Consider the following 18,386-nt stretch of genomic DNA (forward strand, 5'->3'; position numbering starts at 1 on the left):
TGAGGAGCCATGATGAGCCTGTGGCTCTTTTTTCTTTATTTTAACAAAGAGCGAACAAGACATGTCACATGTCAGAAGTTAATCTTGACAGTTGTTCCGTTTGGTTTTATTATAGAATTGTGAATGATTATTCATTCATTTTTCTGAAAGGAAGTAAGATCTTGAAAAAAACAAAACCTAAATATAAGCAAATCATAGACGCGGCGGTAGTTGTCATCGCTGAAAATGGATATCATCAATCCCAGGTCTCAAGGATTGCTAAGCAGGCAGGAGTAGCGGACGGTACTATATATCTTTATTTTAAAAATAAAGAAGATATTCTAGTTTCGTTATTTCATGAAAAAATGGGAGAATTTATTGAAAAAATTGAGGCTGAAATAGCAGGAAAATCGACTGCGGCGGAGAAGTTATTAACATTGGTAGAAAAACATTTTGAGCTTTTATCTGCCGATCATCATCTTGCCATTGTTACTCAGCTTGAATTAAGACAATCAAATAAGGAATTGCGTCACCGGATTAATGAAGTCTTAAAAAGGTACTTAGGCACAATTGATTCTATCATCCTATTTGGAAAAGAAAACGGTGAGTTTAATCCCAATCTTGATGCACGGTTGGCAAGACAAATGATATTTGGCTCAATCGACGAAACAACAACCACTTGGGTCATGAACGAACAAAAATATGATTTGACTGCCTTGGCAAAGGATGTTCATGCCTTGTTAGTTAATGGTTGTGGGAAAGCACACTCCTAGTAATTTTTAACTTTATTCAGCAGAAGTCTAAACTTCTGCTGAATAAAGTTAAAGCCTCAGGCGGATGCCATGATTTTTCAAAGAAAATTTTTCGAGCATAGGATCAAAGACTAAATACGCCACGTCCTGTGGCAACTTCTTTGTGACCCACATCGTGTGGGCCTAAAAAAAACGGGCGCAAATACGCCAAGGCGCATTTAATTTAGGTGTGCAACATACATATACATAATTAGGAGGGATGCAGATGGAGTTTTTTAAAGTAGAAATAGATGACTATATCGCCACTATAACCTTTAATCGACCTCCAGCAAATGCATTATCATCTGCTGTTTTGAAAGAGCTTACAAGTTTGCTAGAGTCAATAGAAACAAATGATGCAGCACGAGTTTTAGTTATTCATGGGGAAGGGAGATTCTTCTCTGCAGGGGCTGATATAAAAGAGTTTACTACAATCAACTCAGGTGAAGAATTTTCCAATCTTGCCAGAAAGGGTCAAGCATTATTTGAAAGAATGGAGCGATTCCCAAAACCAATTATTGCAAGTATCCATGGGGCAGCTTTAGGTGGTGGACTAGAGCTAGCAATGGCATGTCATTTCCGACTTGTAAGTGAAAATACAAAGCTTGGTTTACCTGAGCTGCAGCTTGGACTTATTCCAGGATTTGCGGGTACAGCACGCTTGCCACGCTATGTAGGAGTTGCCAAAGCAGCCCAAATGCTCTGGACAAGTGATCCAATAAGTGGTGTAGATGCCGTCCAGTTTGGTTTAGCAAATCAGGCATTCCCTGAAGAAAAACTTCATGAGGAAACGATGGCGATGGCTCAAAAGATTGCTCAAAAAAGCCCTTTATCGATAAAAGCGACAATTGAATTACTGAATTCGGTAAAGAATGAACAATACGAAGCAACTGTGGACCGAGAAGCCGAATTATTCGGTGAAATGTTCGTCTCTGAGGATGGACAGGAAGGGATATCTGCCTTCATCGAAAAACGTCAGCCAACGTTTAAAGGGAAATAATAGATTTCATGTTTATTAGAGAAAATAAAATAGATTAGATTTTTGACAATCAAGCATAAAACCTTAGGAGGGAATCACATGAACATCTTTGTAATATTGAAAAGAACATTTGATACAGAAGAAAAAATCGTTGTAAGCAATGGACAAATTAGTGAAGAGGGTGCTGAGTTTATTATTAACCCTTATGACGAATATGCTGTCGAGGAAGCGATTAGGCTTCGTGACGCTAACGGTGGAGAAGTAACAGTAGTAACAGTTGCAACAACCGATGAAGCAGATAAAGAATTACGTACAGCTCTAGCAATGGGTGCAGATAAAGCGGTAATGATTAATACTGAAGACGATCTTGAAGATGGAGATCAATATACAACTGCAAAAATTTTAGCTGAGTACTTAAAGGAAAAAGATGCAGATATTATTTTAGGCGGAAACGTTGCAATTGACGGCGGTTCAGGTCAGGTCGGCCCACGTGTCGCAGAACTTCTGGATATTCCTTATGTAACGACTATTACAAAACTAGAGGTTGACGGTTCAAAAGTAACAGTAGTCAGAGACGTTGAAGGGGACTCTGAAGTGATTGAGACTTCTTTACCATTACTTGTTACATGTCAACAAGGGCTGAATGAACCTCGCTACCCATCCTTACCTGGAATTATGAAAGCGAAGAAAAAGCCGCTTGATGAGCTTGAGTTGGATGACTTAGATCTTGATGAAGATGATATAGAGGCAAAAACAAAAACAATTGAAATTTATCTGCCACCTAAAAAAGAAGCGGGTCGAGTGCTTGAAGGTGAGTTAGTAGATCAAGTTAAAGAACTTGTGTCACTCCTTCATAATGAAGCAAAGGTAGTATAACGTAAGATTGTTTTTGTATACGATTTCCAAAAATTACTCAACTAATCTAGGGGGTTACGCATAATGTCAAGAAAAGTATTAGTTCTAGGAGAAGCACGTGAAGGTGCGTTACGTAACGTATCTTTTGAAGCAATTGCAGCCGGAAAAACAGTCGCAGAAGGTGGAGAAGTAGTTGCTGTTTTAGTTGGAAACTCTGTAAGCAGCTTAGCAAATGAATTAATCCATTATGGTGCTGATCGAGTTGTAACAATTGAAGATGAAAAATTAGGATCTTATACGCCAGATGGCTATTCACAAGCCTTATTAGCAGCAATCGATGCTGAGTCACCGGAAGGCATTGTATTTGGGCACACTGCATTAGGTAAAGACCTGTCACCAAAAATTGCGGGAAAACTTAATTCTGGTCTCATTTCAGACGTTACAGCTATTGAAATTGCGGGTGGAAATATTGTCTTTACACGTCCTATTTACTCCGGAAAAGCATTTGAAAAGAAAATTGTAACGGACGGATTAATGATCGCAAGCGTTCGACCAAATAATATTACCCCACTTGAAAAAGACGAATCACGTTCTGGAGAAGTTTCTTCTCTATCTGTTGACATCAAAGATTTACGTACAATTGTAAAAGAAGTTGTCCGAAAGGCAACAGAAGGTGTTGATTTGTCCGAAGCAAAGGTTGTCATTGCAGGTGGTCGCGGAGTGAAAAGTGCAGAAGGCTTCGAACCATTAAAAGAACTAGCAACTGTTCTTGGTGGAGCTATTGGAGCTTCCCGTGGTGCATGTGATGCGGATTATTGTGACTACTCTCTTCAAATTGGACAAACTGGAAAGGTTGTAACGCCAGACCTTTATATCGCTTGCGGTATCTCAGGAGCAATCCAGCACTTAGCCGGTATGTCTAACTCGAAAGTAATCGTAGCTATCAACAAAGATCCTGAAGCAAATATTTTCAAGGTTGCAGACTATGGAATTGTTGGGGACCTTTTTGAGGTAGTTCCAATGCTAACTGAAGAATTTAAAAAATTAAAAGTAAATGCATAATAGTAGCGAAGCGCGCTTAAAGGCTCACTTTATTTAAGGGGAATTTTTCTATTTTACCTTTGAAGAAAGTATGGTATACTAATCAAGCGATGAGCTGAATTGCATAAGTCGAGATGACACGCCTTTTGGCAAGGCACTATGTGGAGTGCTGTCTCTCGCCGCAATACGCAAAAGACGTCCTCCGGGGCGTCTTTTTCTATGTGCCTTCTTCGCTTTCCGTACATATCAGCGTAAAAAGTTGGGAAAGATGATTATGTATGCAGTTTAATTTCAATTCTTATCAACATCTATGATTTTTAGATAGTAATTTATTATGAAGCAAAACATTCGTAAAATGACATTCCAAATGTTATACTCTTGTTATAATTTCAAAGCTATAACATATTTAGGAGGGGTTAAGATGGCAATTACAAACGTAACGGATCAAAATTTTGACACAGAAACAAAAGATGGATTAGTTTTAGCAGACTTCTGGGCACCTTGGTGTGGACCTTGTAAAATGATTGCTCCAGTTCTTGAGGAATTAGATACTGAAATTGGAGATAAAGTAAAAATTGTTAAACTTGATGTAGATGATAATCAAGAAACAGCAGCAAAATTTGGCGTAATGAGTATCCCAACTTTACTTGTATTCAAAAATGGTGAAGTTGTAGATAAAGTAGTTGGCTACCAACCAAAAGAAGCTCTTGCTGGAAAACTTGCTAACCACTATTAATCCAATTAAAAACAGCCAATTTTGGCTGTTTTTTGTTTGCCCCGAAAGAATTCCTTTTTTTACACGTACAACTTCTCTTTAAAGATGTTACAATATAGGATACGGCTTACCCTTCTTTAATGAGGGTAGTATCATTTTTAGGTCAGATGGAGTGGTGAGTATGCACGATCATCTTAAAGAGAAATTAGCAATATTACCGGACCAGCCTGGTTGTTATTTAATGAAAGACAGGCAAGGGACCATTATTTATGTGGGAAAAGCGAAAGTATTAAAGAACCGTGTTCGTTCTTATTTTACAGGGTCACATGACGGTAAAACGCTGAGACTTGTAAATGAGATTGTGGACTTTGAATATATTGTAACATCTTCAAATATTGAAGCTCTGCTGCTGGAAATCAACTTAATCAAAAAACATGATCCAAAATATAACATAATGCTAAAGGATGACAAGACGTATCCTTTTATTAAAATTACCGCGGAAAAACATCCTCGTTTATTGATTACACGAAAAGTTAAGAAAGACAAAGGCAAATATTTTGGCCCATATCCGAATGTCCAAGCAGCAAATGAAACAAAAAAACTATTAGACCGGATTTATCCTTTACGAAAATGTTCAACTCTGCCAGATAAGGTTTGTTTGTATTATCATATCGGTCAATGTCTTGCACCTTGTGTGTACGATGTACCAGATGAAACAAATAAAAAAATGGTAGACGACATCATTCGTTTTTTAAATGGCGGGTACAAAGAAATCAAAATGGAGTTAACAGAAAAGATGTTAAAGGCTTCTGAAGACCTTGATTTCGAAAGAGCGAAGGAATATCGTGATCAAATCTCAAATATTGAAACAACAATGGAAAAGCAGAAGATGACCATAACGGATTTCATCGATCGTGATGTATTCGGTTATTCCTATGATAAAGGTTGGATGTGTGTTCAGGTCTTTTTCATTCGCCAAGGTAAATTAATCGAGCGGGATGTGTCATTATTTCCTTTTTATAATGAGCCTGAAGAGGATTTCCTCACCTTTCTGGGACAATTCTATTTAAAAGATAATCATTTTAAGCCAAAGGAAGTTTTGCTTCCGAGTCCAATTGAACGAGAGACTGCAGAGCAATTACTAGAAGTAAACGTTCAGCAACCAAGTCGCGGGAAGAAAAAACAATTAGTAGACTTAGCAACGAAAAATGCAAAAATCGCGTTAACAGAGAAATTTGCTCTCATTGAACGAGATGAAGAGCGGACAATCAAAGCGGTTGAAAACTTAGGACAAAAGTTGGGAATCTATACACCTCATCGGATTGAGGCCTTTGATAACTCAAATATCCAAGGGACAGATCCTGTTTCAGCAATGATTGTTTTTACGGATGGAAAACCGGATAAAAAGGAATATAGAAAATATAAAATCAAATCCGTTCAAGGTCCTGATGATTACGAATCGATGAGAGAGGTTGTGCGAAGAAGATATAGTCGCGCACTCAAAGAAAGCCTTCCACTACCTGACTTAATCTTCATAGATGGAGGAAAAGGACATCTTGCTGCTGTAAGGGATATTTTAGAAAATGAGCTAGGTTTAGAAATCCCGTTAGCGGGACTGGCGAAGGATGATAAGCATCGTACTTCCGAGTTATTGATTGGTGACCCGCCTGAAATTGTGGAACTGCCTAGAAATAGTCAGGAGTTTTATCTCCTCCAACGGATTCAAGACGAGGTACACCGTTTTGCGATTACCTTCCATCGTCAAGTACGTGGGAGAAGTGCTTTTCAATCTGTACTTGATGATATTCCTGGAGTAGGTGAAAAAAGGAAGAAAGCATTGCTTAAACATTTTGGTTCAATTAAGAAGTTGAAGGAAGCCAGTATTGAGGAAATCCAACACGCCGATATTCCTCGACCAACGGCCGAAGCTATCTATGAAAAATTAAAGGAATAGTCGTTGCTATTTTTAAAATACTCTGATATAATCCTAAATAATATAATATTACACTTCATTACGTTGAAGTGATGATAGAGGAGCGAGCTTTATCAGTATGCAATAGGAGGGGAATGAGCCCCTAAGATCATTGCAGAAAGGAAAGGTCGCCGAAGTGAAAAAAGGCTCATACCTTTTTTTGCTGGTCTTATGTTTAAGAGACGTAAGATTGTCAAGATGAGTTAATCTTGGAGAGCTATCTCACGATGTGTTGCGTTTTTGTTTACGTATATCACAGCAATGAGATAATCTCTCATTGCTGTTTTTTATTATCCAGAAAGAAGGTTGATGGAATGGGGATCATCGTACAAAAGTTTGGAGGCACCTCAGTAGGGTCGCCGGATAAAATTAAAAATGTTGCAAATCGCGTTATTCAAGAAGTGAAAGCAGGAAATAAAGTTGTAGTAGTTGTATCAGCAATGGGGAAAACAACAGATCACCTTGTAGGCTTGGCAAATGAAATTTCTAGCTCGCCAAGTAAACGCGAGATGGATATGTTGTTAAGTACAGGTGAACAAATAACAATTGCCCTTTTATCAATGGCTTTACAGGAAAAGGGCTATGAATCTGTATCTTATACAGGCTGGCAGGCTGGTATTGAAACTGAGGCTATACATAGCAATGCCCGTATTGAAAATATTGAAGTTTCAAGGGTAAGTGAAAGCTTAAAAGAAGGTAAAATCGTTGTCGTTGCGGGATTCCAGGGAATCAGCAGTTCTGGAGATATTACGACTCTTGGACGAGGTGGTTCTGATACAACTGCGGTTGCACTGGCTGCAGCATTACATGCGGACAAATGCGATATCTACACAGACGTAACCGGTGTATATACGACAGATCCCCGTGTTGTTCCATCTGCACGAAAACTCCATTCCATTTCCTATGATGAAATGCTGGAGCTTGCTAACCTTGGTGCGGGTGTACTTCACCCACGTGCAGTTGAATTTGCGAAAAACTTTGAAATGCCGCTTGAAGTTCGTTCAAGCTTAGAGCTAGAAAATGGAACCATTATTGAGGAGGAAGTTTCAATGGAAAAGAATCTTGTTGTTAGGGGAATTGCATTTGAAGACCAGATTACAAGGGTAACAGTAACTGGATTACCTAATGAATTACACACACTTTCAACGATCTTTGGCACTCTTGCAAAGAATGGCCTTAACGTTGATATTATCATTCAAAACCAAACTGATGAAAATCATGCCAATATTTCATTTTCAGTAAAAACACCAGATTTACGAGATACTCTAGCTGTTTTAGAAAACAACATTGATTTGTTAAAATTTGAGGGTATCCAGCATGAAGATGGATTGGCAAAGGTTTCCATTGTAGGTTCCGGAATGGTTTCAAATCCAGGGGTTGCAGCTGATATGTTCCAAGTGCTTGCACAAGAAAACATTGAAGTTAAAATGGTAAGTACATCTGAAATTAAGGTTTCCACTGTTGTTGAACAAGGAAGTATGGTTCGTGCGGTTGAAGCATTACATGATTCATTTAACTTAGCCGCAGTTGAGGAAGAAAAAGCAAAAGTGAAACTATAATGAATTAAAACAGGGGGTCGTTCAAAGGCGGTTTAAAGCCTTAGGGCGCCCTTTTCTATATAAAAAAACTGCACAAATTGTGCAGGATTTTACTCTTCGGTCATGTCTTTTTGGTCCCATTTTACCGTAAATATGATTTTTTGAGCTCGTCTTTTTTGTTGTTCAAAGCTTTCAGTGATTCGATTTTTCTGTTGTTGAATTTGTTGAGCAAGAAAACCAGATTCAAGTTGGAATGTACAGATATCCTTTCGTTTAAAACGAGAAGAGACGATCGCTCCATCTAAATGAAATTCGACAGAGGTCCTATCCGAACGTTCGACCTTAAGGTCACCCCATCCAGCATCATGAAAAAACGAAATAATTTCTTCAATTGTTGGTAAGGGGAATTTACGGGCAAGGTTTTTTCCCGCCCAATATAAAATCTGGGGAGTATCCTTTCCCAGCAAGTCAGGAATTAAAATTTCACGGATAAGTTCATACCCAAAAACAGAAACGGTCTGTTCACTCAGATTTACATTTTGTTCATTGATGTTAATATTCTTCACTGCATTCCCCTCTTTCTCCATCCTTTATTATATATCATGAGGGGATAAGAAACACATGATTTTTTTGTATCTTTTTGTCATATGATATCGCTATTTTATTTTGACGTATTTCAAACATTTGTGTACAATTATTATCTTTTTTATGAATAATTTGTGGATTAGTTTCCTTGACGCTCCTGCTTTATGGGAGTAAAATGGATTTGTTACATTATACTGATAAAAGAAAATTGCAGATACATTTAACTTTTTATCTATGAAAAAAGTATTTTGTAGTTTTGTGCAAAGGGTTTCAATTATCAGTTATTATTTCGTCCTTTTATATAATTATACAGGATGAGCAATTTACAAAGGAGTGCCTTGAAGGTGCGGTTTATTATTAAGGGGGGTAAAGTATGGCTGGTAATCGTGAATTTTTTAATCGCAGGCTTCATTCATTATTAGGTGTAATTCCTGTAGGGGTGTTCTTACTTGTACACTTAACAGCGAATAACTTTGCGACAAGAGGAGAAGAAGCATTCAACAATGCTGCTGGTTTTATGGGAAATCTTCCATTTAGAATCTTACTAGAGGTAGTTATCATTTATTTACCATTATTATTTCACGCGATTTATGGTCTATATATTGCCTTTACTGCAAAGAACAATGTGAGTAGATACGGTTTCTTCCGTAACTGGATGTTCTTCTTACAACGTATATCCGGAATCATTACTCTAATTTTTGTAGCATGGCATGTATGGGAAACGCGTATTGCTGCCGCTTTAGGGGCAGAGGTTAACTTCAATATGATGGAAGATATTTTGAGTTCGCCAGCAATGCTTATTTTCTATCTTGTTGGTGTAATCTCTACAATTTTCCATTTCTCAAATGGACTATGGTCATTTGCTGTAAGTTGGGGGCTAACAATAACTCCTCGCTCTCAACAAATTGCAACATATGTTACAATCATTATTTTTATTGCATTATCATACGTAGGTGTTTCAACAATTTTAGCTTTCGTTTAAGAATTTAAAATAAGAACGTTCACAATTTCTATACAAGTTGAACGGTCTCTTTATTGGGGAGTGAGTTGCTTTGAGTCAAGGAAAAGTTATCGTAGTTGGTGGTGGACTAGCTGGTTTAATGGCTACCATCAAGGCTGCTGAAGAAGGAACACAAGTTGATTTATTTTCACTCGTACCTGTAAAACGTTCTCACTCTGTTTGTGCACAAGGTGGAATTAACGGTGCGGTTAATACAAAAGGTGAAGGGGATTCTCCGTGGATCCACTTTGATGATACAGTATACGGTGGTGACTTCCTAGCAAACCAAAAGCCAGTTAAGGCTATGTGTGATGCTGCACCAGGAATCATTCACTTAATGGACCGTATGGGAGTTATGTTTAACCGTACACCAGAAGGTTTACTTGATTTCCGTCGTTTCGGTGGAACACAGCATCACCGTACAGCATTCGCTGGTGCAACAACTGGTCAGCAATTGCTTTATGCATTAGATGAACAAGTTCGCCGTCATGAAGTTGCAGGGCTTGTAACGAAATATGAAGGCTGGGAATTCCTTGGGGTTATTCAAGACGATGAAGGAATTTGTCGTGGGATCGTCGGACAAAACCTTCAATCAATGGAAATTAAATCTTTCCCTGCTGATGCAGTTATCATGGCATCTGGTGGGCCTGGAATCATCTTTGGTAAGACAACAAACTCAGTAATTAATACTGGATCAGCAGCGTCAATCGTGTACCAACAAGGCGCATATTATGCAAACGGTGAGTTCATTCAAATTCATCCGACAGCAATTCCTGGAGATGACAAGCTTCGTCTTATGAGTGAATCTGCTCGTGGTGAAGGTGGACGAGTATGGACATACAAGGATGGTAAACCTTGGTACTTCCTAGAAGAAAGATATCCTGCATACGGAAACTTAGTGCCACGTGATATTGCAACACGTGAAATTTTTAATGTGTGTGTAGATTTAAAGCTAGGTATCAATGGTGAAAACATGGTTTACCTAGATCTATCTCATAAAGATCCAAAAGAACTTGATATTAAATTAGGTGGAATTATTGAAATCTATGAAAAATTCATGGGTGAAGATCCACGTAAAGTTCCAATGAAAATTTTCCCAGCTGTTCACTACTCAATGGGTGGATTATGGGTTGATGATCATCAACAAACAAATATACCTGGTTTATTTGCTGCTGGTGAGTGTGATTTTTCACAGCACGGTGCAAACCGCTTGGGTGCTAACTCACTCTTATCCGCTATTTATGGTGGTATGGTTGCTGGTCCTAACGCAGTTCATTACATTAAAGGACTTAAGAAAGGTACAGATTCCATATCTTCAACTGTTTTTGACAGCCATGTTAAAAAAGAACAGGAAAAATGGGATGACATTATGTCAATGGATGGTACCGAAAATGCATACATCCTTCACAAAGAGCTTGGTGAATGGATGACAGATAACGTAACAGTTGTTCGTTACAATGACAAGCTATTAAAGACAGACGAAAAAATTCAAGAGCTTCTTGAGCGTTATAAGAATATCAATATTAATGACACATCTAAATGGAGTAATCAAGGTGCTACATTTACCCGTCAATTACAAAATATGCTTCAACTTGCTCGTGTCATTACAATTGGTGCTTATAACCGTAACGAAAGCCGTGGCGCACACTATAAGCCTGATTTCCCTAAACGTAATGACGAGGAATTCTTAAAAACAACAATGGCTAAGTTTACTGGTAAAGAAACTGCGCCTGCATTCCATTATGAAGAGGTAGACACTTCATTAATTCCACCACGTGAACGTGACTACACTAAGAATAAGGAGGAAAAATAAGATGAGTGAAAAAACAGTTGAATTTCATGTAACTCGTCAGGATACTCCAGATTCTGATCCTTATGTAATTAAATTTAAGGTTCCATACCGTAAGAATATGAACGTAATTTCTGCTTTAATGGAATTTCGTCGTAATCCGGTAGATATTAGTGGAAATAAAGTTGCCCCAATTACTTGGGATATGAACTGCCTAGAAGAAGTTTGCGGAGCTTGTTCAATGGTTATAAATGGCAAGCCACGTCAATCATGTTCAGCTCTAATCGATCAGCTTGAACAACCAATTAAGCTTGAACCAATGAAGACATTCCCAATCGTTCGTGACCTGCAAATTGATCGTAGCAGAATGTTTGATTCATTGAAGAAAGTAAAAGCTTGGATCCCAATCGACGGAACATATGATTTGGGTCCTGGACCACGTATGCCAGAGAAGAAACGTCAATGGGCATATGAATTATCAAAATGTATGACATGTGGTGTATGTCTAGAAGCATGTCCAAATGTTAACAGCAAATCTGAGTTCATTGGACCTGCTCCACTATCACAAGTTCGTTTATTCAACGCCCACCCAACTGGTGCTATGAATAAAGGAGAACGTTTAGAAACAATTATGGGAGACGGAGGCCTTGCAAACTGTGGTAACTCACAAAACTGTGTACAGTCTTGTCCAAAAGGTATTCCACTCACAACTTCAATTGCAGCGCTAAACAGAGACACATCTATTCAAGCATTCAGAAATATGTTTGGTAGTGACCAAGTCTAATAGATAAGCGATGAACACTCCTTCATGTAAATGGAGGAGTGTTTTTTTACGAAGGGATAGTATGGAAAGGGGTTAGCTATAAAATCCCCATATTTCCGATTAGAAGAAGGCACCACTTTACCGTGACTTGAATAATCTTATGTAAGGGAGCTATTGGAATGAAACATATTACGTATATCGATGATAATGAGACATGGGAGAATACATTTGATTTTTTTCAACCGATTCAAGTACGCTTTTCCGAAACTGATATGTTTGGACACTTAAATAATACTGTACCCTTTACTTACTTTGAAGAAGCAAGAATTCAATTTTTTAATCATCTAGGGTTTATGCATAAATGGACCGACAAATCGAGCGATGCAATACCCGTTATTGCCAACCAACAATGTGATTATTTGAAACAAGTCTTTTTTGGAGACCAGCTTAAGCTGTATGTTAAAATAAACCAGCTTGGCAATTCCTCCATGGATATTCATTATATGGCAAAGGACAATAAGGGATCAATTTGTTTTGTCGGCAGAAGTACATTAGTTCAAATGTCCAAGCGAACAGGAAAAGGGGAACCATGGTCTGATGAGATGAAGCATATGTTAAAAAAGCACCTAACCTATATTGTATGAGCTAAGTAGGATGAAAATACCAAGACATTTAAAAATGGACGCGAAAAAGTCTACATATCAACCTTTTAACAGTCACCGCAACACACTCCTTCTCATACTATATTGTGACTAAATATATACCCATCCAGTAGTTCAACTCGAACCTTAGCAAGGAGGGTTACAATACTTGAAGGAGAAAGAGTTTCAACCAAAACCGCTACTAACAAAAAGAGAGAGAGAAGTTTTTGAATTACTAGTTCAAGATAAAACAACGAAAGATATCGCAAGTGAATTATTCATTAGCGAAAAAACAGTTCGTAACCACATTTCGAATGCGATGCAGAAGCTGGGAGTAAAGGGGCGTTCTCAAGCAGTTGTAGAGCTCCTTCGTATGGGAGAACTTGAACTTTAAGTATTACCGGCTACACTTTACTTAAGTAAGGTAGCCGGTTACTTATTTAACGACCAACTACATATTTCGTATATACTTGAACTTGCTTTTTGCTCGAAAAAAGTAGAAAATAAGAATAATATATTTTTACTGAGATGCTGAGGTTTTATGAAATACAGTCGAATTTCACACTAAATTCTTTACTAGGAGAGGATGTAATGACTGTTCAAGAGAGCAATGAAACAAAGGACACACAAATAGTCGCAGATATCGAAAAATCTCTTCGTTTTATTTCTGGCTTAGTCAAACAAAAAGGCCGTGAAATCTTAAGTAACTTCACAATTACAACACCACAATTTATCGCCCTCCAATGGTTGCTGGAACATGGAGACATGACAATTGGTGAATTATCAAATAAAATGTACTTAGCATTCAGCACAACAACAGATCTAGTCGATCGAATGGAAAAAAATAATCTTGTCATGCGTGTAAAAGACCCAAAAGATCGTCGTGTCGTTCGAATTCATTTACTTGAAGAAGGGGGACGGATCATCGAGGAAGTTATCAAAAAAAGACAAGAATATTTGCAGGAAATCATGGAAAACTTCTCTGAAGACGAGGTCATCCAACTAGATAAGAGTTTAAGGAAATTACATCAAGAAATGCGAGTAAAATGAGGCGAAACGTTTGAAAAGACCAATCGGAGTTATTGATTCCGGGGTGGGCGGTTTAACCGTTGCTCGGGAAATAATTAGACAATTACCAAATGAAGAAATCATATATTTAGGTGATAACGCAAGATGTCCGTACGGGCCAAGACCTAAAGACGAAGTTCGTCAGTTTACATGGGAGCTGACGAACTATTTATTGTCACATGACATTAAAATGCTTGTCATTGCATGCAATACAGCAACCGCACTTGTATTGGATGAAATCCAAGCTGAGCTTCCCATCCCAGTAATCGGTGTCGTCTACCCTGGTGCAAGGACCGCCCTCAAGGTTACAAAAAATAACTATGTAGGTGTTATCGGAACTGTCAATACAATCGAAAGTGGGGCCTATGAAGATGCACTTAAATCAATCAACAATCAAATCACTGTTGAAAGTCTCGCATGCCCGCGTTTCGTACCAATCGTCGAGGCAGGCGAGTTCGTCGGTGAACAGGCAGAACAAATAGTGGCTGAAACACTTGAGGTACTAAGGAATAAGGATATCGACACCTTAATTCTTGGCTGCACCCATTATCCGCTTCTTCGTGATACCATCCAAGCCTATCTTGGGGATCGAATCAAACTTATCGATTCCGGCGCGGAGACCGCCCGCGAGGTCAGCACCGTATTGTTCTACAGTGGATTATTAAACAAAAAGTCAAGAAAAAAGAATCACCTGTTCCTCACAACAGGCGAGAAAGAAATCTTCCAACGAATCGCAACTAACTGGTTTGAACAACCAGTGTATAATGTGAAATCGGTAAAGCTATAAGAGAGAAAAGTCCCCAGGTTGGGGCTTTTTTTGTTAACAATCTATTTCCCTCCTAAATCCAAAACATTTTGTCCATTTTTTTCACTTAAAAGCGGTCTAATTTGAAAATAGGGCTCGTATACATAGTAGTACAAACTGCCTTAGGAGGGAAAAGAATGCGTAAAATAACTAAATCTGCAATAGCCGCCACAGTGGTTACTTCAACAGTATTACTATCAGGATGTGGTTTATTTGGTGGGAAGGAAGAGGCCAAACAAATGGATCCGCCAAAAAATGAAGCGGTCGATGAAACAGTAGCAAAAGGGGAAACTCCTGCTACTGAAGCAACTGATCAGGAGGAAGCTGCTACTGAGACCGTAAAACGTGATCTCTATCTAATTGATGAAAATGGACTAGTGGTTCCTTACACTGTTGATTTACCAAAGCAAGATGCGGCAGCAAGACAGGTTCTTGAGTATTTAGTTGCTGGTGGACCGTTAAGTGAAATTTTACCAGATGGATTCAGAGCGGTTATTCCACAGGATACAGTGGTGGATGTGAATCTGAAGGATGGAACAATTACAGCAGACTTCTCGAAGGAATTTGCAAACTATAATCCAGAGGACGAAGCGAAAATTCTACAAGCTATTACGTATACATTAACCCAATTTGAAAATGTGAACAACGTTGTAATCAGCGTGAATGGATATCAATTAGAAGAAATGCCTGTTGATGGCACTCCAATTCCAGCAGACTTAAGCAGAGCTGATGGGATTAATATTGATAACAGTGGTGTTGTCGACATTACGAACAGTCGTCCTGTAACTCTTTATTTCTATGTGCAAAATGATGAGGGCGAATATTATGTTCCAGTGACGAAGCGGGTTGAAAATACCGGAGATGACAGAGTATCGGCTGTTGTAAATGCGTTAATCAATGGACCGGATATGGGTTCAGATTTAATTAGTGATATTCATCAAGATGTAAAACTTTTAGGTACTAAAATGGAAGACGGAAAAGTCACGCTTGACTTTAATGAGGCAATTTTTGGAGCCTTTAACGAGAAAATGATCTCGAAGCATGTTATTAATTCGCTTGTGTTATCTTTAACTGAGCAACCTGAAGTGAAAGGTGTTGCAATTACGGTTAATGGTAGTGATGATGTTGTTACTGAAGATGGAAAATCATTGACTGAACCAGTAACTCGTCCTTCAAATGTAAATACAGGCAGTTTCTAAAAAGTTGGATGTGGACATTGTTCACATCCTTTTTTTCGCTGCGATAGAAAAGCAAAATTTTGCTATACTATATAATGAATGAGTGGGCAGCAGTCGCCCACCTTTTTTAGTGGAAGACAGGGGGTATTGTTTTTGAGGGTTGATGAACGATTACATAATCAACTACGGCCAGTCCGGCTTGAATTAAACTATATAAAACATCCGGAAGGCTCTGTTTTAATAACGGTGGGTGATACAAAGGTCATTTGTAATGCGAGCATCGAAGACCGGGTGCCACCTTTTATGAGAGGATCTGGTAAGGGATGGATCACAGCTGAATATTCAATGCTTCCAAGGGCAACCGAGCAGAGAAATATCCGCGAATCGACTAAGGGGAAAGTTTCAGGAAGAACGATGGAAATTCAGCGTTTAATCGGACGCGCTCTTAGATCTGTTGTCAATCTTGAACAACTTGGTGAAAAAACGATTTGGATTGACTGTGATGTTATTCAAGCAGATGGAGGAACAAGAACTGCATCAATATCTGGTGCTTATGTTGCGATGGTTCTTGCAGTACATAAAATTTATCAGAATAAAAAAATGAATTCATTTCCAATCACAGATTTTTTAGCTGCTATTTCGGTAGGAATCGATCCCGAAAGAGGAGAAATCCTTGATTTAAATTACATCGAAGATTCAGCTGCAAATGTGGATATGAATATAGTAATGACAGGAGCAGGGGAATTTGTTGAGCTTCAAGGAACAGGTGAGGAATCTACTTTTTCGCGCAGTCAACTACAAACACTATTAGAATTAGCCGAAAAAGGGATACATGACTTGATTCAGGTTCAGAAAGATGCATTAGGAGATTTAGTAAACTTAATTGGAAAGAAGGATTCATAAGTGAAAGAAATCATGATTGCTACTAAAAATAAAGGGAAGGTAAATGAATTTAGAGACTTGTTTGCAAGTCAAGGTGTTAAGCTGAAGTCGTTACTCGATTATCCCAAGATTGAGGATATTGAGGAGACTGGTAAAACCTTTGCAGAAAATGCCCAAATAAAAGCAGAGGCAATTGCGAAAAAATTATACATACCTGTTATAGCAGATGATTCGGGTCTTGCAATTGACTATCTTGATGGTCGACCTGGTGTTTATTCTGCTAGATATGCGGGCGAACATAAAAACGATACTGATAACCTTAATAAAGTTATAGAAGAGCTTACAGGTGTTCCAAATGAAAAAAGGACTGCAAGATTCCACTGCGCATTAGCGTTAGCCATACCCGGTGAAGAAACAGAAATAGTGGAGGGAACTTGTGAAGGGGTCATTACTGAAAATCCGGTTGGTGAAAATGGATTCGGCTATGATCCTATCTTCTTTGTGCCTGAAAAAGGTAAAACTTTGGCTGAGCTGTCAAATGACGAGAAAAATATGATTAGTCATCGTGGGAATGCACTCAGAAAGTTGGAAAAGCTTCTTAGGGATCGTGAGGAGTTTCAAAGATGAAGGTATTAATTATTAGCGACAGTCATGGTCTAACAGAGGAATTAACCGAGATAAAGGAACGACATAAAAATGATGTGGAATTTATGCTACATCTCGGGGATTCTGAACTTTCTTCACAATCTGAAGAAATGAGCGGGTTTTCAGCGGTGAGAGGAAATTGTGATTTTGACTCGAATTTTCCTAATGACATGATCGTTCTTTTGAATGGAGTAAAGGTCTATCTTACCCATGGTCATTTGTACAATGTGAAGATGAGCTTAATGAATTTAAAATATCGTGCACAAGAGGCAGGAGCATCCATTGCATGTTTTGGTCATTCGCATATTGCAGGTGCAGAAATGATTGATGATATTTTGTTCATAAATCCCGGAAGTTTTCGATTGCCAAGAATGCGCAAGGAAAAGACCTATGTTATTTTAGATATCGTCGATAAACAAGTAAGCGTTGTTTTTTATGATAGTAAAGGAAATGAAATTGAAGAGTTATCAACGAAGGTAAATCTATGATACAATAGCAGAGGGAGTAAAATTTACTCCCTTTAGAAAATTTTTCTTCAAAAAGTGTTGACATTAGTTTCCTATATGACTATAATAAAAAATGTCGCTAATGAGTTAACGATAAAAAATAACTATTTCCCAGTAGCTCAGCCAAGCGTAAACATCTTGAATTGCATCGATGTAGCTTTGTTCCGACGCATGAATCATCCTCGGGTTTTCTAGAAGAGGAAGGAACAGGATAGTGCAAACTAAGTATTGGCTTACTGAACTAAATAAAACTTTATAACTATGTCCCAGTAGCTCAGCCGGATAGAGCATACGCCTTCTAAGCGTACGGTCGGGAGTTCGAATCTCTCCTGGGACGCCATTTTACATATTCAATCACAAACACTTCCTTTCATAAAAATGAATCGAAGTGTTTTTTTTATTTTTATAGCATTTTTCTTGATCTCCCATTTTAGATTTTAACCTCCACCATCACATAATTTCTCGTTCACAAATTTTTCAAGAAATTCTTTTATATTAGAAACCGCATAGTTTCAAAGGTGTAAGCGGATACAGGTTTTACAGTAAATCAAAATAATCTAACAATTCTTTAAAATGGTGTTGACTCTGATAAAAAATGAGAGTAATATAGGCTCTAATATAAAATATTTTCACAAATAAATGAAAACTTAGTAA

General features: G+C 38.2%; 19 protein-coding genes, 1 tRNA gene and 1 riboswitch. Of the genes, 19 read left to right on the top strand and 1 reads right to left on the bottom strand.

Annotated features, from left to right (window positions below):
* The first annotated feature begins 161 nt into the window (after window positions 1-161).
* The 7 genes from LKW28_RS06065 to LKW28_RS06095 all read left to right on the top strand — a co-directional run bounded on the left by LKW28_RS06065 (window position 162) and on the right by LKW28_RS06095 (window position 7,891).
* Complete coding sequence (locus tag LKW28_RS06065) at window positions 162-752, top strand: TetR/AcrR family transcriptional regulator (RefSeq protein WP_229139457.1); 591 nt, start codon at window positions 162-164, stop codon at window positions 750-752.
* Window positions 753-996: 244 nt separating this feature from the next.
* Entirely contained in the window at window positions 997-1,770 is a 774-nt protein-coding gene (locus LKW28_RS06070) for an enoyl-CoA hydratase (protein WP_229139458.1), read from the top strand.
* Between the two features lie 78 nt (window positions 1,771-1,848).
* The gene (locus tag LKW28_RS06075; RefSeq protein WP_229139459.1) at window positions 1,849-2,625 is read left to right on the top strand and encodes an electron transfer flavoprotein subunit beta/FixA family protein; all 777 of its coding nucleotides are present in this window, start codon (window positions 1,849-1,851) and stop codon (window positions 2,623-2,625) included.
* A 63-nt stretch (window positions 2,626-2,688) separates the two neighbouring features.
* Window positions 2,689-3,666 carry an electron transfer flavoprotein subunit alpha/FixB family protein gene (locus LKW28_RS06080; RefSeq protein ID WP_229139460.1) on the top strand — a complete coding sequence of 326 codons (978 nt, stop codon included), beginning with the start codon at window positions 2,689-2,691 and terminating at the stop codon, window positions 3,664-3,666.
* 400 nt (window positions 3,667-4,066) lie between these two features.
* Window positions 4,067-4,381 (top strand): thioredoxin, encoded by a 315-nt coding sequence (gene trxA, locus LKW28_RS06085; RefSeq protein WP_057999495.1) that lies wholly within the window; start codon window positions 4,067-4,069, stop codon window positions 4,379-4,381.
* Between the two features lie 160 nt (window positions 4,382-4,541).
* Window positions 4,542-6,314, top strand: coding sequence for an excinuclease ABC subunit UvrC (uvrC, locus tag LKW28_RS06090; RefSeq protein WP_229139461.1), 1,773 nt, complete (start codon window positions 4,542-4,544; stop codon window positions 6,312-6,314).
* 67 nt (window positions 6,315-6,381) lie between these two features.
* A riboswitch (Lysine riboswitch) is annotated at window positions 6,382-6,560 on the top strand.
* Window positions 6,561-6,646: 86 nt separating this feature from the next.
* Window positions 6,647-7,891 (top strand): aspartate kinase, encoded by a 1,245-nt coding sequence (locus LKW28_RS06095; protein ID WP_229139462.1) that lies wholly within the window; start codon window positions 6,647-6,649, stop codon window positions 7,889-7,891.
* An 89-nt stretch (window positions 7,892-7,980) separates the two neighbouring features.
* Here the strand turns inward: LKW28_RS06095 and LKW28_RS06100 are convergent, their stop codons facing one another.
* Window positions 7,981-8,436, bottom strand: a complete 456-nt coding sequence (locus tag LKW28_RS06100) for a YslB family protein (RefSeq protein WP_229139463.1) — start codon at window positions 8,434-8,436, stop codon at window positions 7,981-7,983.
* 392 nt (window positions 8,437-8,828) lie between these two features.
* On the opposite strand from LKW28_RS06100, the gene LKW28_RS06105 reads away from it, so the two are divergent.
* From LKW28_RS06105 to LKW28_RS06160, 12 genes are all read left to right on the top strand, one after another.
* Window positions 8,829-9,437 carry a succinate dehydrogenase cytochrome b558 subunit gene (locus LKW28_RS06105; RefSeq protein WP_229139464.1) on the top strand — a complete coding sequence of 203 codons (609 nt, stop codon included), beginning with the start codon at window positions 8,829-8,831 and terminating at the stop codon, window positions 9,435-9,437.
* Window positions 9,438-9,507: 70 nt separating this feature from the next.
* A complete protein-coding gene (gene sdhA / locus LKW28_RS06110; protein ID WP_229139465.1) occupies window positions 9,508-11,268 on the top strand; it encodes a succinate dehydrogenase flavoprotein subunit in 1,761 nt (586 codons plus the stop codon).
* A gap of 1 nt (window position 11,269) precedes the next feature.
* The gene (sdhB, locus tag LKW28_RS06115; RefSeq protein WP_229139466.1) at window positions 11,270-12,028 is read left to right on the top strand and encodes a succinate dehydrogenase iron-sulfur subunit; all 759 of its coding nucleotides are present in this window, start codon (window positions 11,270-11,272) and stop codon (window positions 12,026-12,028) included.
* 158 nt (window positions 12,029-12,186) lie between these two features.
* Window positions 12,187-12,651, top strand: coding sequence for an acyl-CoA thioesterase (locus tag LKW28_RS06120; protein WP_229139467.1), 465 nt, complete (start codon window positions 12,187-12,189; stop codon window positions 12,649-12,651).
* A gap of 166 nt (window positions 12,652-12,817) precedes the next feature.
* A complete protein-coding gene (gene gerE / locus LKW28_RS06125) occupies window positions 12,818-13,042 on the top strand; it encodes a spore germination transcription factor GerE (RefSeq protein WP_010678342.1) in 225 nt (74 codons plus the stop codon).
* 197 nt (window positions 13,043-13,239) lie between these two features.
* A complete protein-coding gene (locus tag LKW28_RS06130; RefSeq protein ID WP_229139468.1) occupies window positions 13,240-13,698 on the top strand; it encodes a MarR family winged helix-turn-helix transcriptional regulator in 459 nt (152 codons plus the stop codon).
* Window positions 13,699-13,708: 10 nt separating this feature from the next.
* A complete protein-coding gene (gene racE / locus LKW28_RS06135; RefSeq protein ID WP_229139469.1) occupies window positions 13,709-14,503 on the top strand; it encodes a glutamate racemase in 795 nt (264 codons plus the stop codon).
* Between the two features lie 155 nt (window positions 14,504-14,658).
* Entirely contained in the window at window positions 14,659-15,720 is a 1,062-nt protein-coding gene (locus tag LKW28_RS06140) for a GerMN domain-containing protein (protein WP_229139470.1), read from the top strand.
* Window positions 15,721-15,852: 132 nt separating this feature from the next.
* Window positions 15,853-16,602, top strand: coding sequence for a ribonuclease PH (gene rph, locus LKW28_RS06145; protein ID WP_229139471.1), 750 nt, complete (start codon window positions 15,853-15,855; stop codon window positions 16,600-16,602).
* Window positions 16,603-17,208 (top strand): XTP/dITP diphosphatase, encoded by a 606-nt coding sequence (locus LKW28_RS06150; RefSeq protein ID WP_229139472.1) that lies wholly within the window; start codon window positions 16,603-16,605, stop codon window positions 17,206-17,208.
* The gene (locus LKW28_RS06155) at window positions 17,205-17,714 is read left to right on the top strand and encodes a metallophosphoesterase family protein (protein ID WP_229139473.1); all 510 of its coding nucleotides are present in this window, start codon (window positions 17,205-17,207) and stop codon (window positions 17,712-17,714) included. The genes LKW28_RS06150 and LKW28_RS06155 overlap by 4 nt, the downstream gene beginning before the upstream one ends.
* Before the next feature lie 281 nt (window positions 17,715-17,995).
* Window positions 17,996-18,072, top strand: a tRNA-Arg gene (locus tag LKW28_RS06160).
* Window positions 18,073-18,386: the final 314 nt, after the last annotated feature.

This window comes from Bacillus sp. REN16, from assembly GCF_020731355.1.
Classification (GTDB): Bacteria; Bacillota; Bacilli; order Bacillales; family Bacillaceae_L; genus Ferdinandcohnia.